This window comes from Streptomyces sp. NPDC052299, from assembly GCF_040679335.1.
GTDB lineage: Bacteria > Actinomycetota > Actinomycetes > Streptomycetales > Streptomycetaceae > Streptomyces.
This window is the reverse complement of record NZ_JBFAUP010000023.1, coordinates 58,297-79,027: the sequence shown is the minus strand read 5'-3', so window position 1 is coordinate 79,027 and position 20,731 is coordinate 58,297. Positions and strand designations below refer to the sequence as shown.

23 protein-coding genes are annotated in these 20,731 nt (G+C 68.1%); 8 read left to right on the top strand and 15 right to left on the bottom strand.

Going from position 1 to position 20,731, the window contains the following annotated elements:
• Positions 1-40: 40 nt before the first annotated feature.
• The gene (locus tag AB0L33_RS30460; protein ID WP_365686551.1) at positions 41-3,802 is read right to left on the bottom strand and encodes a LamG domain-containing protein; all 3,762 of its coding nucleotides are present in this window, start codon (positions 3,800-3,802) and stop codon (positions 41-43) included.
• Between the two features lie 610 nt (positions 3,803-4,412).
• Between AB0L33_RS30460 and AB0L33_RS30455 the strand changes: the two genes are divergently transcribed.
• Entirely contained in the window at positions 4,413-5,084 is a 672-nt protein-coding gene (locus AB0L33_RS30455; protein WP_365686550.1) for an HNH endonuclease family protein, read from the top strand.
• Positions 5,085-5,147: 63 nt separating this feature from the next.
• Here the strand turns inward: AB0L33_RS30455 and AB0L33_RS30450 are convergent, their stop codons facing one another.
• A complete protein-coding gene (locus tag AB0L33_RS30450) occupies positions 5,148-5,744 on the bottom strand; it encodes a hypothetical protein (protein WP_365686549.1) in 597 nt (198 codons plus the stop codon).
• 236 nt (positions 5,745-5,980) lie between these two features.
• Here AB0L33_RS30450 and AB0L33_RS30445 point away from each other — a divergent pair, with 236 nt between their 5' ends.
• From AB0L33_RS30445 to AB0L33_RS30435, 3 genes are all read left to right on the top strand, one after another.
• Positions 5,981-6,505 (top strand): DUF6207 family protein, encoded by a 525-nt coding sequence (locus AB0L33_RS30445; protein ID WP_365686548.1) that lies wholly within the window; start codon positions 5,981-5,983, stop codon positions 6,503-6,505.
• Positions 6,506-6,583: 78 nt separating this feature from the next.
• Positions 6,584-6,934 carry a hypothetical protein gene (locus AB0L33_RS30440; protein ID WP_365686547.1) on the top strand — a complete coding sequence of 117 codons (351 nt, stop codon included), beginning with the start codon at positions 6,584-6,586 and terminating at the stop codon, positions 6,932-6,934.
• A 45-nt stretch (positions 6,935-6,979) separates the two neighbouring features.
• The gene (locus tag AB0L33_RS30435; protein WP_365686546.1) at positions 6,980-7,270 is read left to right on the top strand and encodes a DUF6233 domain-containing protein; all 291 of its coding nucleotides are present in this window, start codon (positions 6,980-6,982) and stop codon (positions 7,268-7,270) included.
• 90 nt (positions 7,271-7,360) lie between these two features.
• Here the strand turns inward: AB0L33_RS30435 and AB0L33_RS30430 are convergent, their stop codons facing one another.
• Positions 7,361-8,278 (bottom strand): Ku protein, encoded by a 918-nt coding sequence (locus AB0L33_RS30430; protein WP_365686545.1) that lies wholly within the window; start codon positions 8,276-8,278, stop codon positions 7,361-7,363.
• A 353-nt stretch (positions 8,279-8,631) separates the two neighbouring features.
• On the opposite strand from AB0L33_RS30430, the gene AB0L33_RS30425 reads away from it, so the two are divergent.
• The gene (locus AB0L33_RS30425) at positions 8,632-9,978 is read left to right on the top strand and encodes a hypothetical protein (protein WP_365686544.1); all 1,347 of its coding nucleotides are present in this window, start codon (positions 8,632-8,634) and stop codon (positions 9,976-9,978) included.
• 166 nt (positions 9,979-10,144) lie between these two features.
• Here the strand turns inward: AB0L33_RS30425 and AB0L33_RS30420 are convergent, their stop codons facing one another.
• A complete protein-coding gene (locus AB0L33_RS30420) occupies positions 10,145-10,867 on the bottom strand; it encodes a hypothetical protein (protein WP_365686543.1) in 723 nt (240 codons plus the stop codon).
• Between the two features lie 332 nt (positions 10,868-11,199).
• Between AB0L33_RS30420 and AB0L33_RS30415 the strand changes: the two genes are divergently transcribed.
• From AB0L33_RS30415 to AB0L33_RS30405, 3 genes are all read left to right on the top strand, one after another.
• A complete protein-coding gene (locus AB0L33_RS30415) occupies positions 11,200-12,348 on the top strand; it encodes a ParA family protein (protein WP_365686542.1) in 1,149 nt (382 codons plus the stop codon).
• Entirely contained in the window at positions 12,345-13,424 is a 1,080-nt protein-coding gene (locus tag AB0L33_RS30410; protein WP_365686541.1) for a ParB/RepB/Spo0J family partition protein, read from the top strand. Before AB0L33_RS30415 ends, AB0L33_RS30410 begins: the two co-directional genes overlap by 4 nt.
• Before the next feature lie 175 nt (positions 13,425-13,599).
• Entirely contained in the window at positions 13,600-14,505 is a 906-nt protein-coding gene (locus AB0L33_RS30405) for a hypothetical protein (RefSeq protein WP_365686540.1), read from the top strand.
• A 158-nt stretch (positions 14,506-14,663) separates the two neighbouring features.
• On the opposite strand, the gene AB0L33_RS30400 is transcribed toward AB0L33_RS30405, so the two are convergent.
• The 11 genes from AB0L33_RS30400 to AB0L33_RS30350 form a co-directional block, all read right to left on the bottom strand.
• A complete protein-coding gene (locus tag AB0L33_RS30400) occupies positions 14,664-15,077 on the bottom strand; it encodes an NUDIX hydrolase (RefSeq protein WP_365686539.1) in 414 nt (137 codons plus the stop codon).
• A gap of 38 nt (positions 15,078-15,115) precedes the next feature.
• Positions 15,116-15,394, bottom strand: a complete 279-nt coding sequence (locus tag AB0L33_RS30395) for a hypothetical protein (RefSeq protein ID WP_365686538.1) — start codon at positions 15,392-15,394, stop codon at positions 15,116-15,118.
• A complete protein-coding gene (locus tag AB0L33_RS30390) occupies positions 15,391-15,837 on the bottom strand; it encodes a hypothetical protein (RefSeq protein WP_365686534.1) in 447 nt (148 codons plus the stop codon). Before AB0L33_RS30390 ends, AB0L33_RS30395 begins: the two co-directional genes overlap by 4 nt.
• On the bottom strand, positions 15,834-16,493 hold the full coding sequence (locus tag AB0L33_RS30385) for a GGDEF domain-containing protein (protein WP_365686533.1): 660 nt from the start codon (positions 16,491-16,493) through the stop codon (positions 15,834-15,836). Before AB0L33_RS30385 ends, AB0L33_RS30390 begins: the two co-directional genes overlap by 4 nt.
• 182 nt (positions 16,494-16,675) lie before the next feature.
• On the bottom strand, positions 16,676-17,476 hold the full coding sequence (locus tag AB0L33_RS30380; RefSeq protein WP_365686532.1) for a hypothetical protein: 801 nt from the start codon (positions 17,474-17,476) through the stop codon (positions 16,676-16,678).
• Positions 17,477-17,534: 58 nt separating this feature from the next.
• Positions 17,535-18,152: a hypothetical protein gene (locus tag AB0L33_RS30375; protein WP_365686531.1), complete on the bottom strand. Its 618-nt coding sequence runs from the start codon at positions 18,150-18,152 to the stop codon at positions 17,535-17,537.
• Between the two features lie 120 nt (positions 18,153-18,272).
• On the bottom strand, positions 18,273-18,560 hold the full coding sequence (locus AB0L33_RS30370) for a hypothetical protein (RefSeq protein ID WP_365686530.1): 288 nt from the start codon (positions 18,558-18,560) through the stop codon (positions 18,273-18,275).
• Positions 18,557-18,802 carry a hypothetical protein gene (locus AB0L33_RS30365; RefSeq protein ID WP_365686529.1) on the bottom strand — a complete coding sequence of 82 codons (246 nt, stop codon included), beginning with the start codon at positions 18,800-18,802 and terminating at the stop codon, positions 18,557-18,559. Before AB0L33_RS30365 ends, AB0L33_RS30370 begins: the two co-directional genes overlap by 4 nt.
• 18 nt (positions 18,803-18,820) lie before the next feature.
• Positions 18,821-19,282, bottom strand: coding sequence for an RRQRL motif-containing zinc-binding protein (locus tag AB0L33_RS30360; RefSeq protein ID WP_365686528.1), 462 nt, complete (start codon positions 19,280-19,282; stop codon positions 18,821-18,823).
• 269 nt (positions 19,283-19,551) lie between these two features.
• Entirely contained in the window at positions 19,552-19,743 is a 192-nt protein-coding gene (locus AB0L33_RS30355; protein WP_365686527.1) for a hypothetical protein, read from the bottom strand.
• Positions 19,744-19,836: 93 nt separating this feature from the next.
• Positions 19,837-20,631, bottom strand: coding sequence for a hypothetical protein (locus AB0L33_RS30350; protein ID WP_365686526.1), 795 nt, complete (start codon positions 20,629-20,631; stop codon positions 19,837-19,839).
• Positions 20,632-20,731: the final 100 nt, after the last annotated feature.

The window sequence follows — 20,731 nt, the reverse complement described above, 5'->3', positions numbered from 1 at the left end:
GCCGTGCGGGCGCCCCAGCCATGTGCAGGAGACAGAGGGGTTACACGCCGACCGTCTCTTCGACCTGGTCCCGGCCGCTCATGGCGCCCGCCCAGATCCGGATGTCGCTGATACGTCCGGGCAGATAGTTGCCCCACGCGCCCTTGCCGGCTTCTACATTTCCGCTGCCGACGGCCGCGGTGAACGGGGTGTTGCCGTCCCCCATTGCGCTGGCCCCGAGATAGAGACTGATGGACTGTGTCTCCGCGTCGAACATGCCGGTCAGTCGAACCGGGGTGTCCAGTACCGCGATCTCGTTGCTCATGACGGAGGTCGTGGAGGTGCCGTCGGCGGCCAGGCGACCGAAGTACCACCGCCCGACCTGGGTAGTCTCGGTCTTGGGATTGCCGTTCTCATCGAGGACGGGCTGGTCGTCGTCGTCCACGACCACCTGCGTGTCGGTCCCGGTCTTCTCGAACCACAGACTCCACGAAGAGCCCGCCCCTGCCCTCTGGCCAAGGATCTGTGCCCGGTACCCGACTGACTTGGACGCAATGCCGGCGGAGTCGACGGCTGCCTCGGTGGTCACCGTGAAGGAACCGGAATCATCCACCAACGGGCCCGCAGCTGTACCCGCGCCAGACGTCCCGTTCAAGACCCACTCTTCCGGGGTCTGCCCGGCAGGTGCCGACGAGACCCCCGTCGACAAGGTCAGTTCCGGACCGTACTTGGAGTCGGACCCGTCAGGGACCTTCGATCCCGTGGTGGCGGCAGGCTTCCAGTCGGCGACGAGTTCCACGAACGGCTTGCCCGATGCGTCACGCAGTGAGGCATCGCTGGCGATCTGGTCCTTGGACCGGGCTGACTGCCACACGCTCACCTCGTCGATGACGCCCGGGAAATAGTCGGTGTAGGTCTCCGACCACCGCATGCGGCCGATCTGCAGCGGGCCGGTTGCCGCCCACGGTGTCGCGTACGGAACCGTGCTCTGCAGGACACCGTTCACGTACAGGCTCAACGTCGGAGCTTCGCCTGCATCAGGGTCCCCTGCATCGAACACACCTGCCAGATGCGTCCACACATGGGTAGCCGCAGGATTGAGCGACCCGGCCTTCGCGTACGACCAGGTTCCGTCGGCCGGGGCATCGGCATTCACCGCGCGGAAAGACCACTTCTTGGACGGCTGGTCAAAGCCGAGGCTGAAGGGGCTGCGGTTGACACCGTCCTGGCTGATCATGGCGTAGTTGTGTGCCGTGCCCTCAAGCCGTACCCAGCCTGCCACTGTGAATGACGTGTCGGTCGACAGGATCTGCTTCGAGGTCGAGGCGTAGCCTGTGGCGCCGTCCAGCTGCAATCCCTTGTCGCCTCGCTCTGGCGCGCCGTCAACGGTGCGCCATGCGACGTCGCCGCGGCGGCCCTTTTCCGTCCGAGCGGCTCCGGCTTGCAGGGTCGCGCTGTGCTCGCTCGCGAAGGGGGACGGTGAGGTGTCCAGTGCGGGGCCGCTTTGTTCCAGGAAGTTCCAGTTCCCGATGGCGTCAGCGCCGTGACCGACCTTGAAGCTCATGTGCGCTTCGTCGCCCCATCCGTTGTAGTCCATCGCCCGCACCGCGAAGATGCTCTCTCCGGACACCGTCGGCGTGACCGCGATGGTGACGGTGTTGCCGGTCACCGGTTCGGACCATTTGCCGGCCGGATCGGTGGAGAGGCGGTACTGGTACTTCGCGTTCGTGTCACCAGTTCCGGGGCCGACGGCGAACGTGGCCTTCACCCCGGGTGCGCCGTGGGGTTCGCATTCCGTCGCGCATGCGGTGTATGGGGTGTTGATCTTGATGGTCGGCGGCTTGGGTGCGGTGGTGTCGACTTTGAAGTAGCAGTAGCGAGCTGCCGAGCTCGTCAGGAGATGAGTGGACCCGTTGTAGGCCCACGTCCATGCCTGGTAGCGGTAGAGGGTGCCGTCTTTGAGGCCGGACCAGCGCATGGGGATTTCTACGCCGTCGCCCACGTATCCGGTCGATGGGTAGACGGAGCCGTCCGGATCGGGGGTGTCTGTCCAGGTGCTGCCGCTTTTCTGGTCGACGTCGAAGTAGATGCGGAGCCTGGCCTCCTTCTCCCCGCCCTTGGCCGTCTGCGGCGTGGCGGTCAGCGTGACAGTCGGGCTGCTCTTGATGGCCGGGGCCGATTCGCTCGTCGCGCAGCTCTGGCTCGGAGGCGGGAGCGCACCATCCGGGCCCGCCATGTAAGGCGCGCTGTCCACGCCTATGTTGGTGGGCTTGGCAGGGGTGCCGATGTAATCGACGCTCAGCACCGCGTCGTCGTCGAAGCGCTTCCAGGCGATGGCGTCGTCCTCATGCTTCGCCATCAGCATGAGGGTCAGCCGGGAGATGTTGCCGGCGGCAAAGCTCTTCACCGTCGCGGTCAGATTCTCGTCGCTCTCGTCCGGGTTGTCGTTGAAGTTGATCTGAGCCCGGGGCTGGGACGGGGCGCAGTTGCTGCCGCGGCCTGCCGACACGTACCTGTCGCCCATCTGGTCCAGCTTGGTGGGGCCGGGCCACTTCGTGGTGCTGGAGATGTTGTTCGTGCGTTCGAGGTCGACCCATCGGGCGTCGCATGAGAATGACCAGGTCTCGGTCACGGAGAACGTGGCGTCCAGGATGTGCTTACCGGCCAGCTTCGTGGGTGCGAACTCGAAGTACATGCGGTTGACGTAGCCGTTACCGCAGTAGTACGAAATGCCGTTGATGACCGCCTGGCCGCACTTGCCGACGCTCATCCCGTTCTCGCCGCCGTCGAAGTTGTAGAAGGTGTCGCCGTCCGAGGAGAGCACCGTCTTCTCGGACTCGTTCAGCTCGACCGGCGGGTCGATATAGAGGGGGAACTCGTCACTTGCGGTGGCCGCCACAAGATCCGCGTCAGGAGTGACCGTCACCGAGGCGTCCCCGACCACGAGGTCGAGGACGGCCGACTCGTCGCCAGCTCCGGGACCGGCCAGAGGGTCCCCTTCCTCCTCGGGACCGGCCGGCACCGGATCGGCAGCCGCCGTCACGCCGTCGCCCCCGGCGGCCGGGGCCGTGAACAGCTTCGCCCCAGCAGCGGTAGGCGCGGACGCGTCGCCGGCAGAGTTCCACATCTGCGCCGCTGGGGAGCGGAAGAGCGTGTTGCCGTCACCGTCGACGGCTTCCACCCCCCCACCAGGCCCCTCGTTCAGGGTGAGGTTCTCGGCCTTGAGGTCGTAGGCAATGCTCTTCAGGGCCGGGTTCGTCGCGGCCTGGGCCGTTTCGACCTCCAGGACCTGACGGAAGCCCTCGACCGTCGCGGTCATGATCAGGTTCACGTCGGGCAGGACATCGTTGTAAACGGCCCGTGCACCGTCCAGGCGTGGGGCTGGCAACGTGCCAGGCCAGCCCAGCGTCACCGAACGCCCGTCCTCGCCAATAGTGACCAGATCAGCGCCTTTGCCGCCTGGTGAGAACGACAGCTCCATCGCGGCCGCCTTGGGGCCAATCGAGCCGTCCGCCCGCTCGACCAGTGTCGCGTCCGGAGTAGCCCATCCACCGTCCGGCTTGGCCACGCGCACCGGGGCGATCGACTTCTCCATCGTGAACGTCGCTCCGTCGGGATTGGCGTACACCGTCTCCCGCTCGGTGCGCTCATCCACAACCTCGACCCGCTCGCCGGACTCGACCGCACGCTCCTGCGCAGAAGCCGCCCCTGTCTGTTGAGCCGCAGCATCTGCGGCCGACTGAGCGACTGCTGGTGCACTCAGCGCGGGCAGACCGCCCAACGCCACGGACAACACGGCCAGCGCACACACCCGGCGGCGCACACGACGCCACACCCCACCATTCACAACCCCGCCCCCACGGTTCACGGCTTGTACACAAGTCGGCCAAATATGTAGGCCCTGGCCCACCCCGTCAAGAGTGATCAACCCGCCACTAAAAGTTAATTGCACACGCGAAGGGGGAGTTACGTCCGGAACTGGTCATGACAGTCCGTGTATGCACCACAAACAGCACAGGGCTGGCACCTACGACAACAACGGCCGTCCATTCAAGGTCAGTTACGGCGAGTTCTCTCGGTCCGGACCAGCCGCAGAGTCGCGGGGCGACCGAAGAAGATCCCGAAAGCGAATCTCGAGCCGCCCTACCGGCTGTTCCACTATTCGAGCCAAGCGCGACCCGAAATCAGGCCTGCCACGTCCGGTCAACCAGGGCCTCTGTACAGAGCCGAGACCGGAGCCCAGCGTGAACCGGGCCGAAGTAGACCATCGCCGTAGCCCGACCGCTGTGGCGCTGCCGGTCGCATGCATCAGTTGGCAACGGTCTGACTATCCACGCTTCGGAGTGAACACCTGGCGAATCGCCCCGATCAGCGCGCACCGAACCGCTACGAAGATCACGAACCTCTGTGTTGATCTTCGAAAAGGACACGTCGTGCGCATCCTCGTCTCCCTCGCGGCCGCTGCTGCCGCGCTCGCCTCTCTCACCTCCCCCGCCCACGCAGAAGCCGCTGCGCTCGGGGCGAAGGGCAGCACCCTGACGATGCCCCTGGCCGACGCCCTGCAGGCTCTGCCCGTCGCGGACGAAAGCCGCACCGGCTATGAGCGGAGCAAGTTCAAGCACTGGGTGGATGCGGACAAGGACGGCTGCAACACCCGCAACGAGGTCCTCCTGGCCGAGGCGGTCGTGGCCCCGGAGAAGGGTTCGCGGTGCAAGCTGTCCGGCGGACAGTGGTACAGCCCCTACAGCAACACCTACGTCGACTCCCCCGGCGCGCTGGACATCGACCACTTGGTGCCGCTCGCGGAAAGCTGGGATTCAGGGGCCTCCACCTGGACGCCGGCCGAGCGCGAGGCCTACGCGAACGACCTCGACGAGGACCGCTCCCTGATCGCGGTCACCGCCGCCACGAACCGTTCGAAGGCCGATCAGGATCCGGCCGAGTGGATGCCCCCGTACCAGCCCTACCACTGCCAGTACCTCACCGACTGGATCGCCACCAAGCTCCGCTGGCAACTCACCATCGACAACGCCGAGCGCAACACCCTCACCCAGGGCACAGCGTCCTGCCCGAACCAGCCCGTCCATATCACCCTCGCCCGCTGACCCTCACGCGGCCTGGGACCAGAGACTGCCCCCTGCACGCCGCCCAGATGAACGGCGTCTCGGTCAGTAGCTGCGTGCGTAGCGGTGGAGCCGCGTACGGGCCTCGGACTCGGTGAGGCCGAGGCCCGTGGCGATCGTGTCCCAGGACTGGTCGTCGGCCCGGGCCGTGGGTGCGGCAACCGCGCCGGCCTCGGCAGTGAAGGACTCCAGGGCGGCGATGATACGGAGGGTGGCCAGGGGTGCATCGTCGGCCAGGATGTCCAGGCGCTCCTGCAGGCGGGCGAGGAGAGCGGTGACGTCCTCGGGGATGGGGACGCTGCGGTGCTCGACGTCGGTCATGTGCTGTTTCCAGTCGTCGTGCGGCCCGCTGGTGTCGTACCACTCCGGGCCCTCGGCGGCGGCCTGCTGCCAGTCGATGGGATGGAGGGTGGAGCTGCGCCAGCCGCACGAGCATGCTCCGCGCAGCGCGGAGGCGCGCGGGGCGCCCCGGGTGTGGCCGTCGTAGACCCACCAGTCGCTCGTCTGGTGGAAGTGCGTGCCGCTGCCGGAATCGAAGACCACCGGTTTCGGCTCCGTGCCATCCGGCAGCACCGCACCGGGACGTCCCCGGTGCGAGGCGCCGAACTCCTCGGTGTGCCAGTCGAACTCGGTCTCCTCCACGATCCCACCCCTGCTCTCACAGACCACGCTTCGTAAGCGTGGTGCGCTCGTTTCCGCTTCCTGGTCTCCGGCCCTGCCCGAGCCTGGCCGCCGGGGAGTACCGATTACCCGAACCGGTGACACAGGCTTCATGGGCCGGGGGTCCCGGGCCGAGGCCCGTCCGACTCAGCGTCTCTTGCGGGTGACTGCGTGTCCGGGCCCGTAACCGTGGCCGGGCGGGAGCCGTCTGGCAGGACATGGAAGACCACACGGGCTACGTGGACATCGTCGCGGCCGACGAGGCAGCCGTCCTGCAGATCGCTGCTCTCCTCTCGCGGACCTGGGCCTCGAGCGGGCCGCCCCTGCTCCGACACGTTCCGGAGCAGTCGGCCTTTACGGGGCGGATCCACCTGGACACGTCACTGCCGGCCCCGGGCCGGGTACGGGTGCTGCCCGACGACTGGGTCCGCTACACCTCCCCTCCGTGGGGCGGGCGGCTGGACGGAGCGAAGCCGACTTGCCTGCGCCGGCGCAGGGATCACCGGGCGTGCGAACGGCAGGCGGCGGAGTGGCCGCGGGGATACGGCGCGGACGATCCGGGAGCCTGCTGGTCACACCTGAGCCAGGAGGAACGGGAGGAATGCCTCCGCGTACGGCAGGCATACGAGAACGCGTTCTGGGCGCTGAAGGAGCGGCACCGGCAGGAGGCCGGCCATGGCCGGGACGAGCGGTGCAGCGGCTGCTCCTGGTCGCCGCAGGCGGGGCCCCGGCCCGCGTTCTGACAGGGCCATCCAGGTGAGCTCGTGCCTCGGATCGGCGTGGCCTCGCAAACCGGATTCGAACAGTCGTACTATTCGCGTGTGTCCACGTACGACTTCCCCCAGGACCTGCGCGACGCGCAGCTCGCTCTTCACCGCACCCGTGCCGCCTACGACGAGTACGCCAAGAACTTGCCGTGGTCGGCCGAGCCGCTCCCCGGCTGGGAAGCAGACGCGCAGCCCCAGTCCGGCTACCGCTCCGCCAAGCCCGACAGCCCCGGCTACACCCCTGAGCAGCGCGAGCAGGTCGCCACGTACCGGGCCGAGCTCCTGGAGCTGAGCGCGACCGTGTCGACGCACCCGTACTGGGCGCAGCTCGGCGAGGGCGTGGTCGCGGCGCGGATGGCGCTCAAGCACGCCCACGAAGCACAGTCCGGCACCGAAGCGGGCTGAGCACGGTGGGCGGGTCCGGGTCGATATCGCCGCTGGAGAAGTGGCGTGCCACGCGGGAGTACCTCGCGTGGCAGCTGCGCTGCGCCGACCAGCGTGTGCGTGAGCTCGAGGCCCAGGAGGAGCAGGAGCGGCGGAAGGCCGTGCGGGAGCGGGAGCGGGTGTCCTTCAAGATCCAGCCGCTCGCACGAGGGCGCGCTCCTGCACCGCGCGAACTGCGGTCTCTACAAGAGCCCCTACGGGTTCATCAGTGCAGAAGACGCGGCCATCGCCATCGACGAACCCGACATCGAGGCCTGCCAGATCTGCCTGCCCGACAACGCCCTGCCGCCGATATGAACGCGTCGGCGGGGCTGGACGTCGGGGGAGACCCCGAGGGGCGTTCATCGACGCGGTTCGCGGCCGGTCAGGCCGTGAGCGTCGGCTGCGTCAGGATGCGGAGCGCTTCTTCGCGGTCTTCGAGGACGCGGTCTTCTTCGCCGTGGTCTTCTTGGCGGGCGGCTTCTTCGCGGGGCTCTTCTTGCGGGGCCGGATCTCGTGCACGGTGGCGTCCTCGCCGCTCTCACCGCGTTTTTCCTTCGCCGCGGTGACGGAGGCATTGAGGGCCGCCATCAGGTCCATGACCTGACCGCCCTCCCCCGCCCCGCCGGTTTCGGCCGGCTCGGGCTCCTTGCCCTCCGACTTCGCCGCGATCAGCTCTTCCAGAGCATCGTGGTAACGGTCCCGGAACTGGGAGATGTCGTCGGTGGTCATCGACTCGGCGAGCTGGACGGCCTGCTCGATCTCCGACTCCTCCAGCTCCACCGGCCGCGGCGCCAGGGACTCAGGGCTGCGGACCTCGTCCGGCCAGTGCATCGCGTGCAAAACGATCGCACCCTCCCGCACCTGCAACACGCCCAGCCGCTCCCGCCCGTGCCACGCCCATTTGGCAATGGCGACCTTGTCGGAGCGCTCCAGGGCCTGGCGCAGAAGGGTGTAGGGCTTGGCGGCGACCTGGCCGTCGGCCCCAAGGTAGTAGCTGTCACCGATCCGTACCGGATCGATGCTCTCGGCCTCGACGAACGCGACGATCTCGATCGCCTTCGCCGTCGGCAGCGGCATCTCCTCCAGCTCCCGGTCGGTCACCGGGACGACCTCGTCCTTGGAGACCTCGTAGCCCTTGCCGATCTCCCCTTGGGTGAGCTCCTTCTCGTCGAGCTCGCAGACCTTGCGCGTACGGACCCGGCCCATGTCCTCCAGATGCACCCGCCGGAAATGGATCGAGTGATCCTCCGTCGCACTAATGATCTTCGTGGGGATCGTGACCAGCCCAAAGCTGATCGCACCCGACCACAGCGGCCGCGCCATACGCACACACCTCCAGATCCTCTGCGGGTCAGATGCGGCAGCAGACCTCACCCAGCGACAAGCGCCTCGAGTGGCCGACCCTGGCCCTCTCACACGTCTCGATCTTCACGCCGCAAGCGATCGCCCGCACGCCGGGTGCCTATCCGGGCGCGTGTTGGGCTCATCTGGCGTGTTCCTCTCTCTGCCTGGTACGCAGCCTTTGGCTGAAAGTCGCTGCATCTTTGCAGTCGCTCCTGCTGTATAAGTGAGAGCGGTAGTGCTGCACAAAGAGTGCAGCACATTTAGTTGGAAGAGGAATCGCGTTGACCGTTCACCTACACCCGCTCGCAAACGGGCTCCGTACCGACCACCCGGTGCCTGGCCTGCCGTTCGTCGATGACTCGCATATCCCGCTCGATGAGGGGCCCGAGGCCATCGAAGCCGTCGGCCGCCACCAGGGCGAAGGAATGTGGGGGCGCTTCGACGACAACCGCATCACCGGTGGGTGGCACGCCTTCACCACAGACCCCCTTAACCACGACCTCGGCTGGTCGGTGCGCTACCACCCGGACCACGGCCGGACCATCCTGCTCATGCGCGACAACGACGTCTCTACCCTCCACAGCCAGTGGGGAGGCGCCCAACTGCTGTTCCGCGCGGGCGGCTACTGGTGGGACGGCACGACGTGGTACCGCCCCGGACAGGTCTGGGACCCCGTCGGGCAGGACTACGAACGCCGCAAGGCGCGAGCAGCGGTAACCGTAAACGCGGTCGACATGCTCGACCGCCGTGCCGACCCGAAGCGAGCACATCTCGGTACGGTGCTCGACTTCGACGCCTCAGCCCCACCGCCGGAGAACTGGAGCGACCACATGGCGCTGTGGGCAGCACACCGCCAGGACATGGAGGAGGCGCTGCCGCTGGAGCGCTGCGTGGTCGACCTCGCCAGTCCCGAGCTGTCCGGCCCGCAGCTGCTGGGTGTGCCGGAGATGGCGGAACTCGGCGGCATCACCGCGTCAACGCTGCGGGCCTACATCTCCCGCGGCAACAGCGAGGTGCCCCAGCCCCAGGCAACGGTGAGCGGACGCGACCAGTGGGCGCGTGCGGTGGCCGACGACTGGGTCGAGGCACGCGCCCGTTCCCGCGACGGCGTGCGGGCCACCATGTCCGCCGGCGACCCCGACCATCTCTCACAGGGGGCTGCCGAGGTCCGGGATCACTTCGCCGATGATTTCCAGAACCTTCTGTGGGACCGGCCGGACGTACGGAAGCGGTGGATCCTGCGGGCCCGGAACGAGAGCTCCGTCCGCGAGGTATCCGACCTGCTGGCGTGGAACGTTGCGGTCAGCCTGGACCGCATTCTGCCCGCCCATCTCCTGGGTCCAGCGGTGGAGGCCGCAGTGCTCCACGACTTCTCCGACGCGATCACCCTGAACAAGGCGGTCAAAGCCCACGGGAAGGACCGCCTGGAGAAAGGCTGGTGGCACCTGTACCTGACGACGCCGATCGCGAAGACGCTCGACTGGTTCATCCGCCACCATCCCGAGACCGCCCACCACTACATCGGGGAGATCACACACGAAGCGCACACTCGGTGGGAGATCCCGGCAGAAGCAACCCTGCGCACCCTGAATCAGGCTCTCGCCCTGGACGGCAAGCTCACCGACGAGGAACGCGAAACCTTCTTCGCTCTCCTCGCCCCGCCAGCTCAGAACGACTGACTGCGTGACGGAACACTAGAGGGGCCGGAGCCAATGACAGTGGCTCCGGCCCCTCTGCGAGCCTAGCCTCGACCTACGGCAGGCGAGCAACGGGTACGCGTGCTCTCGACAGGTCCCGCACCCATGGGCGGATGTGCGACACACAGCCCGCCCGCCGTTTGTATCCTTAGCTGGTCGCGTCGGAAGACGAGGCGTCGAGGTCTCTCACGAGCGGGATGAGAGCCAGGGTGCGGTCTCGGAGGTCTGGAGGCAAGTGGTCAAAGGCTTGCCTGTCATCTGGGTAGTTGGCGTACAGGGCGTGAAGGACCGCCTCCAATGCCTCGTGGTGTTCTGGGTTGCTCCAGCCTGACTGGGCGGCGATGTGCCTGCCAACGGAGTGCCAGACTACTGAGCCGTCGGGCTCTGGCTTGCCGGTCAGGCCGGCGAGGTGTTCTTCAACTTGGGGGGTGAAGTGTGCCTCGACCTGACGGTCGTGAGCGACCTGAAGGTATCGGCGTAGGAAGTATGGCTCTACTCCCTCGTCTCGCAGGTACGCGGCGATCGTGCCAATCAGCAGGTGCAGATGTTCTGCGGCGTCGGTGAGCTTGTAGAGCGTCGTCGACTGCCACTCCGCAAGATTGTCACCCCACCGTCCCTCGTCGATCGCGAAGTAGAGGTACCTGGTGATGCGGTGGGAGTGGTATCGCACCAGCTCGGTCAGGGCCTCGGGAACGGCCATGTTGTGGAAGTCTTTTGGCCCGATTTCTGAAACAGCTGCAGCTTCGGTGAGATTGTCGAGCTGGTTGAGTCGGCCCTGGCGGACTGCTTCCAGCGCGGCAGCGTAGGGCTCGCCAGTTTCGGCGTGTCGGCGCCTGGTGGCGTTCTTCCGTGCCTGGTTGTGGGAGTGCATGAGCTGTCTTCCGCGCCAGACCCGTGACCTGGCGCTGACGATGCGATGAGCGAAAGGCCAGCGCGATCACGCGGGGCGTGTTTCAGCTGTCGACGCAGACCTCCGCTCACGGGGCGTCGGTTGCTGGGCTGGAGCCGTCACAGGCGACTCTGCTGCCAAGAACGACTGGTGGGCTTCTCGGTTACGCGGATGGGCGCTGGGCTACCTCCCCCTTCCGGCAGGGCAGGTGAGTGCCGTGTTGTCAGCGGACAGTACGGCGGGCCTAGTCGTACAGGGTGAAGTCGGGGCGCCTGGGGCATCAACCAACGAGGGACCTAGTAATGTTCGGCCTCATGAGCATCCCTAGCCCCCGGGGAGAGCGAGAGAAGCTAATTACAGCCCTCACTCCCCAGTTGCGCAGACACCTGAAGATCCGGGCCTTCGAGCATGGAATGGACATTCAGGACGCTGTCGAACACGCCATCAAGGCTTGGTACACGGCAGGCAAGCTGCCGGAGGTTGACACATCTGGCGCCAAGACATGGGGGACGTTCCTCCCGGTTGGAGGGCCTGACGAGTTCAAGGCCGCCTGCTCTAAGCGCGACGTCACCTACGTGCAAGGTCTCGCGCAGGCGTTGACGATGTGGCTGGACAACCACCCCTCCCCCACAACCCCTTTGGCCGCACAGCCGGTGGTACGGGTCATAGTGGCCAATCAGAAGGGCGGTGTCGGCAAGACGTTCATTTCGAGCGGCATGGCCCAGGCCTTGGCTGAGGCGGGCCACAGGGTTCTGATCGTGGACTACGACCCCCAGGGCCATCTCACCGCAGAGCTGGGCTTCGAGGACGTCATGTATGAGGACGACGTCGAAACGCTGCTGATGCACATGGACGGCACCGCCAAGGGGCACATCGGCGACCTGCTGGTCGCGTTGGACCAGGAGCGCTTCGGCGAGCGCCTGCACCTCCTGCCGGCGAGCGATGACGCGTTCCTTCGCGACGTAGCCCTGTCCAAGGTCAGCTTCAGCGAGGCCGCGCTGGAGCGGGCGCTGGAACCGCTGGAGGCCGACTACGACGTAATCATCATCGACGGCCCGCCCAGCCTCGGTCTCAACATGGATACGGCCCTCTACTACGTGCGCCGGCGCGAAGGCGAGCTCGCCGACCGGTCTGGCGTCATCACCCCGGTGTGGGCGAACAAGGCCAGCCACCGCGCCTTCCGGCTACTGAAGTCGCAGAAGGATGACCTGTGCCGCAAGGGTCGGATCCAGGTGGACTACCTCGGCCTGGTCGTCAACGCATACGACAGCCGGCGCGGAAAGCTGGTCAAGGAGAACAAGGACCAGTGGGAGCTCAGCACTTCCCCTGCCGTGCTGGCCGTGATCGGGGATCTGAAGGAAGGGCGTGAGGCGGCAGACGGAGAGATTCCGTTGCTGGAGTACGCCCCGGACAGCGAGCACGCGCAGGCGATGCGTGACCTGGCGAAGGAACTGGCGGTATGAGCAGCAGCAAGCCGAATCGGGTGACCCGTGGCTTCAGCATGGCCGACGACGGTCAAGACGCTGGTAAGCCGGCACCGCGCCGAGTCAGGACGCGGCAGCAGATCATCGCCGGGGAGGGGAAGCGGCCTCCCGCCGCGGTGGCTCTGAAGGAGCTCGCGCACAATCCGTTCAACCCTCGGGAGGAGCTCACCGAGATTGAGGAGACCGCAGCGTCTCTTCGGGAGCGGGGCCAGATCCAGCCCGTCACTGTGGTTCGCCGGGCGGCGTTCCTCCTGGCTCATCCCGGCCATGAGGACGTTCTTGGCGAAGCCGAGTATGTCGTCATCGACGGAAACCGTCGGCTCGCGGCGGCCGTCGAAGCGGGCATCGACGAGCTGCGGATCGATGTCAATGACGCGTTGGCTGCCTCTGCGGCAGACATCCTCGAGTCCGCGCTGATCGCCAACGTTCACCGCGTGGACGTCGCCCCTCTGGACCAGGCCCATGCACTGCAGGAGCTCGTAGGCGTGCATGGCTCCCAGGGGAAGGTTGCCAAGCGTCTCGGCAAGACGCCGGCCTGGGTGTCGCAGCGTCTCGCTCTTCTCGAGCTCACACCTGAGCTGAAGGAGAAGGTCGAGTCCGGGGAGCTGAGGGTCGAACCGGCCCGCCGCATCGGCCGGATGCCGAAGAACGAGCAGGCTGCCGAAGCGAAGAAGGCCATCGAGGCACCCAAGACCCCGCGGCAGCGGGGACGAGCGCAGGCCGCCGACGGTGCTCCGACCGTTAACGGCGTTAATACCTCGGAGGACAGGGGCTCTCGGAGTGCTGGCTCTGGCGTGGCCGTTAACGCCGTTAATACCTCGCGAGGTGACGTACGCGGTTCGAGCGAGCCCGGTGCCACCGTTAACGCCGTTAATAGTGCAGGCACTCTTGCCACATCGGACGGGTGGGTGCTGAACCCCCATGCGTCGCCCGCCGAAGTGGTCAACGCCCTGGTCGCGCACCTGTCGCCTGCGGACCTGGTATCCGTTGCCGAGCTGCTCCTAGAGAGCATCGGTGACAGTGATGGCTTGGGCAAGGCAACGACGACGACCTGAACATCCGAGTGAGCAGAGCAGGAGATCGCTGCCGCCCGGGCCCCGTCCGGGCGGCAGCGTGCTTGTATCCGGGACGGCTTTCCTACCGTTCGGGGGGGGGCCTGCTCAGGGCAGCACATCCCGACAATCCGAACAGCTGATCATCTGGGTTGCTGGGGGACTATGGTCTGGCTGCATGGACAGTAAGACGCTTGTTGCTTCCGCCCAGCGCTGGATGACTACAGGTCTGGAAGCGTATGCCCGTGTCACGGATCTCGACTTCGCCGTTCACCACTTCGGTATCGCTACCGAGCACGCCCTCAAGGCGTTGTTGGCGTCATATCACCCAGCCCTCGTGATCGATGCCAACGATTTTCACGGCCTCCTGCATGCCACGGGGAACGGTGCGTTGATCAAAACTTCGTTGACCAACGCCAGGACCATCCAGGCCGCAACGGCCTTCGAGCGGTGCAACCAACTCCTGAAGCCTCCGCTTCCGGTCAAGGCAGACGTCTTCAAGGGCCTCATGAATGCGCGGAATGGGGTTTCGCACTTGGGCGTACACGAAAAGAGCGAGGCTCGACAGCACCTCATCACCACGATCCGCATCGTCGATCCACTCCTTAGCGCGCTTGGAGTGGAGGAGGATCAGTTCTGGGGGCACTACAAGACGCTCCGAGACGAGCTGCTGGTGGAGCATGCAGATGATCTGAAGCTGGCCTTCATGACCAAGATCGCCAACGCAAAGAACGTTCTCACAGCCCGGCTTAGCCCGGATCTGGACCCGGAAGATCTCGCCCGCCTGAGCGCAGAGTCGGTCTGGATCGACAGCGACGAGGAACCAGCCAAGTGCCCTGCCTGCGGGATGGAAGGCAGACTCTGGGGCAGTCTCTTCGTAGAGCAGCAGGGTGAAGGCGAGGGCCCAGAAGAGGATGAAGACTGGGCTGTAGTGCTTTACCCCCTCGGATTCAAGTGTCCCGTCTGCCAGCTTCGGCTGGAACTCGAAGAGTTCGATTTGGCGGGTCTTCCACGGGAAGTCCGCACGGCACACGACCCTTACGACTGGGCTGTTCCGGACGAAGACATGTATCGCGACCGCTAACTGGCTTCTGTAGCAACTCACAGCCAACACTGCAGTGCCGAAGGCGGGGAAAACGAGGGCCGCAGGCAACCGACTTCGGGACCTCACTTCAAGGCTCACAGAACCGCACCAAGGGTGCGGTCCTCCCACAGTGGGCGGACCGCACCCTTGGCGATCTTTCAGTGGGCAGTGACCGCGCGGAGAATGTCGGCGTGGTCGAACGCGAGCTGCTCCGGCAGGTTGTTCAGGGGCCACCAGCGGGCGTCGCGGGCGTCGTCCTGGGCTGCGACCGGGGTGTCGGGGACGATGGCCGCGTAGGCGACGGTGACGTACCGGCCGCGTGGGTCGCGGCCGGGGGAGTCCCAGACGCCGATCTGGCGCAGGTCGTCGGCGGCCATCAGGAGGCCGGTTTCCTCCTCCAGTTCGCGGGCGGCTGCGGCGCGGCTGGTCTCGCCGGGGTCGACGTGTCCGCCGGGCAGGGCCCAGGTGCCCTCGTACGGGGGCCAGTCGCGCTCGATGAGCAGGACGTCGCCGCTGGGTGTCAGGGCGACCACGTCGGCGGTGTAGCGGATGGTCTCGAACGTCTCGGTCATGCTGTTGCCCTTCGGTTGGGTGGGTGTGTGCGTTGAGGTCAGGCGTGGTTGTCGTCGCGCTGGCGCTTGGGCTGGACGTCGGAGGCGAATCGGCCGAGGCGGGCCTCGGTGGGATGCTCGGAGATCCAGGACTCAGCGCACGCCTTGTGAGCGGGCTCCCCGGAGTGGGAGCGCAGCGGGGTGGAGTGCCCGCACAGTGCGCAGGGGCGCGTGTGGTGGTGGTCGTAGTGCTTGCTGTCGCGCCAGTCGAGGAGGCCGCCGGGAGGCGGAACGAGGCCCGGCTCCCACAGCGGTCTCTTGGGGCGGGTGCGACTCACAGCCTGAACGTGGGCAGTTGCTGGAGGACCTGGTCGAGGAGGTCCTCCGTGGGGCGCCAGGGCCCGAGCTGTCCGCGCGCCGGGATCGGCAGGGCGAGGGCCTGGACGTCGCTGAGCTCCAGATGCCATGCCTCGGTCTGCGCCCACTCGGTGCAGGGCGGGGAGTCGTCCGGGTCCTGGTGGCAGCCGGTCAGTCTGGCGATGCCGATCACGGCGCCGGTCGGCAGCTCGCGGCCGCGGATCGTACGGGCCACCAACGGCTCGCGCAGGGCGGGCCGGTCGGTCTGCTGGCCCGCGTGGAGCAGGGTCCAGCCGCGCCAGGTCCAGGGCTTCGGGCGGTTCTCGATCGTCTTGGCACCGGCGACGATGCACGTGGCCCAGAGCTGCCGGATGCTGATGCCGCGGATCCAGTCGCCCGCCGGCGGAACGACGGACGCGTTCATGCGGCCCTCCCCGGCAGGGAAGTGCCCGGCCGGCCGTGGCGACGTCCGTTGACGGATGGCACGGCGGCGTGGTCGGCGCTGGCATGGATCACGCGGCCGCTGTGCTTGCCCGAGTACATGGCCGCGTCGGCGGCGCGCATCAGCGTCGGCAGGTCGGTGCTTCCGACGGCGGCCGGGGTGGCTGCGCCCAGCGAGACGCCCAGGGGCAGCAGCCCGCCCTCGTATCGGACCGGTCGGGACATCAGGCGGCCGAGGTGTTCCAGGCGGAGCTCCTGGTGCCGGGGCTCGATGCGGGCCAGGGCAGCGAATTCGTCGCCGCCGAGGCGGCCGGTGACGCCGCGGGGTCCGGCCCACTCGGTCAGCCGGGTGCCGATCGCGGCGAGCGCGGCGTCGCCCGCCGCGTGCCCGTGCCGGTCGTTGAGGGCCTTAAACCTGTCGGCGTCTGCGAGAACCAGGACGACGTCGCCGGGGTTGCGGTCCAGGAGGCGCTGCGCACGACTGGTGAACGCGGTGCGGCGCCAGGTGCCGGTGAGGGGGTCGCGGTGGGCCTGGGTGAGGCGGTGGTGCAGGACGGTGCTGTGCAGCGTCCATCCGGCCAGGGGGAGGGCCATGGCGGTGATGTGCAACGCCTTACGCGGTAACGCGGCGGTAGTCATACTGATGGCTTCCTTCTCGTCTCGTGCACGGGAATGGAGAGCCCGGGCCCGCTGTCATCAGCAGCAGGCCCGGGCGTTTGTGTTCGTGGGTATGGGGTCAGCGGGAAGCGCGGCCGGTTCGTCCGGCAGCTGCACGCCTCCACTTCAGAGACGGCGGCCGCCGGGCGGCAGACAGGTGCGGCTCAGAGGGCCACGGCCGGTGCGGGGGTATCGAGGACGACGCCGCGCAGCGCGTCCAGGACGTACGGCTCGAAGCGGTCCTGGTGCTGGGCGGCGACCGCGCAACCGTCGGCACGGCCGTAGGCGTAGCAGCGGGCCATCGTGCTGGCGCCGGTGCCCGCGAGGGCCTGGTCCACGGCGTTGTGGGCGAGGCGCTCGATCCATGCCTGGGCGGCCGACTCGCGGTGATTGCGTGAGACCGCCACGGCGAGGGACTCCGCCCAGCGGCCGTTCTCGCACTGTTCCCAGTCCCACCTCCGCTTGCGCATGCCCTCGGGGTCGGCGTCCCAGTCGGCCGCCCAGCGCAGGGCCCGCTCGGGAATTTCCCGCTGGATGACGGTCAGGACGTCGCGGCCGCTGGGGCCGAGCGCGCGGTGTGCGTCGGTCTCCTCGATGACGCGAATCTGATGGGAGAGCAGCCGGTAGGGGTAGTGGCGCTGACTCCAGTTTCCGGTCTCCCCGAGCGGCTCGACGATCCACAGCCGCACGGGCCAGGTGATGGGCCAGATGCCGGTGTCCTCCAGCGCCTCGCCGACGCGCTTGACCATGCGGAAGTAGGAGAAGCGGGTCTCGTCGAACCACTTGTTGCGGCACGGGTTGGGGTGGTTGACGACCTGACCGACGTTGGCGGCGAGGTCTACCGGGGTGCCGGCCTCGCTGGACCTTTCGATGATGCCGTCGGTGGGGGTGGCGATGTACCAGGTGATGGGCTTGCGGGCCATGTGGGCCTCCGTGACGAGGGTGGGAGCGGCCGGGCCGCTCATAACTGGATGGTGATGATCTGGCGGCGTGGGTTTTCCGTACGGGGTACGGGCGGCGGGGTCACCGGCGGTCGCTCTTGCGCAGGGTGATCAAGGTGGTGACCAGGGCTGCGGCCACGCCGATCGCACGGTGGGCGGCCTGGTCCAGCTCCATCAGCGCGGTCCCGGGACCGGAGACGTCCTGAACGGCCTTGGGGTACTCGGTGCCTTCTCCACCGGCCTTGCGGACGACGGTGGCGTGCTTGATGTAGCCGGACTTGCCGGCCTTCACGGCGAGCCAGAGCAGCGGGTCGCGGCGATCGATGATCCCGTGGGTGATCGCGTTGATCGCAGCGCCGGTCAGGAGCGCGGTCGCGGGGACGCGGTAGCCCAGGGTGCGGGTCACGGCGAGAGTGGAGGCGAGCTGCACGGCGGTGTAGCTCGCGACGTGCCGGCTCACGCTGCGGCGGCCGTACGCGCTGGCGGTGCAGGTGCGGCCCTCCTTGCCGTGGCGCCACGGGTCCGCCTCGACGGTGGAGCCGTCGCTCTTGTAGACCAGGTGGGAGCCGTGCATGCCCTTGGTCATCGCGTCGTGGCTGTTCTGTACGAACTGGTCCCCCAGTGCGTGGACTCCGTCGAAGACAGCGGTCAGGGTGGCGACCAGGGCGAGGCCCTCGATGGCGCGGAGGCGATCGGTCATGCCGGGTGTGCTCCTCATCTGGGATTAGGGGTGGGTGCGGGGGGTCCGGCTTCTTGCCGATGCTGCGGACGCCCCTGTGGTGCCTTCGTCCCCCGGCCGTCTCTGGCCGGGGGACGGTGTTCAGAACGGCGGCTGGTTCCAGCCCGGAGCGGGCAGCAGCCACGCATGGAATGCGCGGCGATCGGCCCAGCAGTGGCACGCCTCCATCTCCGGGTTCGCGCCGTCGACCCACCAGCCGCCTGCGCCCTGGCAGTCGGGGCAGGAGCGGCGGGGCTGGGGGCGGAGCTCGATGCGGTGCCGGTCGGCGTACAGCCGCCAGTGGCCGGCGCGGAGCGCGGCGGCCACCGTCGCCGCCGCGAGTGGAACGGCGGCGAGCAGCAGGCCCAGGTGCGGGCGGAGGGTGGTCACGTGAGCGGGATGGCGCGGCACTCGGCGGCGTGCGCGCTCGCGCTGTGTCGGGTCCGCCAGAGCCAGTCGGTCGTGGGGGTGCTGGAGCCGTCCTGGCATCCCCGGCATTGCCACGAGTTGTCCTGGGCGTACTCGCCGCTGCCGGTGACGTCGATGCACGCACCGACGAGGTTGATGTAGCGGACCTGGAGGTTCGCCGGGCGCTCGGGCTCGGTGAACGCGGAGGCGAGGGGAGTGGGCATGAGGGGCTTCCCTTTCAGTCAGGCAGCCAACTGGTGGCGTACCGGGGTGGTGGGTGCCATGTAGGTGTCGGGGCTGGGTTCGTAGCCGCGGGCGCAGGGGTCGCAGCAGCCCACGGTGCGTACGGGGAGGCAGTAGAAGTACCGGCGCGCGCACTTCGGGCAGGTGCTCCTGGCGGCAATGGCCCGGTCGAGCGCCAGCTCCTGAGCCAGCGTCGGGACGCGCTTGGGCACCGCCAGGTCGATGCGGAGCAGGTAGCCGCGTGTGGGATGGCGACAGGACCAGTTCGGGCGGGTCGCGCAGAGCTTGCAGCGCAGGATCGCGATCGGGCCGGTGTTGCGGCCGGGGCTCAGGCCCATCGCCCGCAGGGCCCGCCTGGTGACGAGCCCGGCCGGGACGGCGCCGCGATCGTACTCGGGCAGTAAGGCGTCGCTGCGCGGGACCCTCGCGACCTCACGACGCGGGCGCCGTTTGCGCGGCATCACCGGCTCCAGGCGTGGGGGAGCGCGATGCGAGGACGGGGGTTACGGAGGCCGGGTCGTTGCGGGCGGGGCCGCCCGGTCCGGCGGCGCGGTCGAGGGGTGAGCACGGGTGTCCTCCAACAGGTGTCGTGGCGGGCAGCGCTGCGCCCCGGCGGCCGGGAGGGCCGTCGGGGCGCGGGTGGTCGGGCCGGTCGGCCTGCCCAGTCACCGGAACCAGCCGCCCCCGGGCGGAGGGCGGGTGGTGCCGGTGGCCGGACGGGTCGGCCGGATCAGCCGGTGGTGGAGGCGAGGGAGTCGGTGCGGAGGCGGTGGACGTCGTAGCGGCGGGGGCGGGTGCCGCTGTGCGAGGTGCACAGGGTGTTGGGGGCGGCGTGGCAGTGCGGGCAGGTGACGGCGAGCGCGGGGTGGTTGAGGGCGGGCGCCTGGTCCGGGGTCAGGCTCTGCGCTGTGGTGTTGGGCACGGGACGGTCTCCTTGATGGTGGGGAACGGCGGCCGGGCGGCCTGTACGGCTCTCGCCCGCGAAGGGTGGGCGAGAGCCAGGCAGGGCGACGGGTCAGCGCTTTTGGAGCGGGTGCACGTTTTCCGGTACCTCGGGGGCCAGCGGGGCGGCCGGGGGGATCTCAGGGCGGTTCTCGATGCTGGGAGCGGCGTTGTGGATGAACACCGACGGGCGCAGGGTCAGCCCGCGCAGCGCGAAGGCGGATGCTGCGGTCCAGGCGAGGACGGCGAGGCCGGTGGCGATGGTGCGGCCGTCGGCCGGTGCGGCGCTGTAGACCATCGCGATGCTGCACGCGCCGAAGGCCGTCCAGGTGATGCGGGCGCCGCTGCTGCGGAAGAACCCGCCGACCAGGCCGAAGAGTCCGACGGTCTGCCAGACGGTGTAGACGGTGGAGGCGCTGATCGGCAGGGTCGCGGAGTGGGCTGCGATGTACGAGCGGATCGGCTGGTCGACCACGGCGAAGACACCGGTGGATGTGTCGGTGCCGACCTGGACGTGTGGGACTGCGGTGAGCAGGGTGCGGATCGAGTCGGCCAGGACGTCGGTCGCAGTGTCCAGCAGGATGATGACCGCGCAGATCCCGGCGAGGCCGATGGCGACCTTCACCCAGTTCGCCATGGAGTGCCAGCCGAGCTCTGGGGCCTGGCGCAGGTCCTCCCATCGGTCGTGGAGGAACCCTCCGTCGCTCCAGGCGTGGTCCCACCACTCGCGCAGCGCCGCCAGCCGTGGCTCCTTCTCCTCGATGAACGGGCCGGGCAGCGGCGGGAAGTTGAGGTCCTGGCCGTTGGGGGCCGAGGGCTCCTGGCGCTGGCCGGGGATGTTCGGGGGGCGGTCGTCGTGGTCGGTCACGGTCGGCTTCTCCTTCGAGGCGGTGACGCTGCGTACGGGATGGGAATGTCTCTGTTGCCGGGGCCCGTGGTGCGACAGGCTTGGGCGAGGCCAGGGAGCA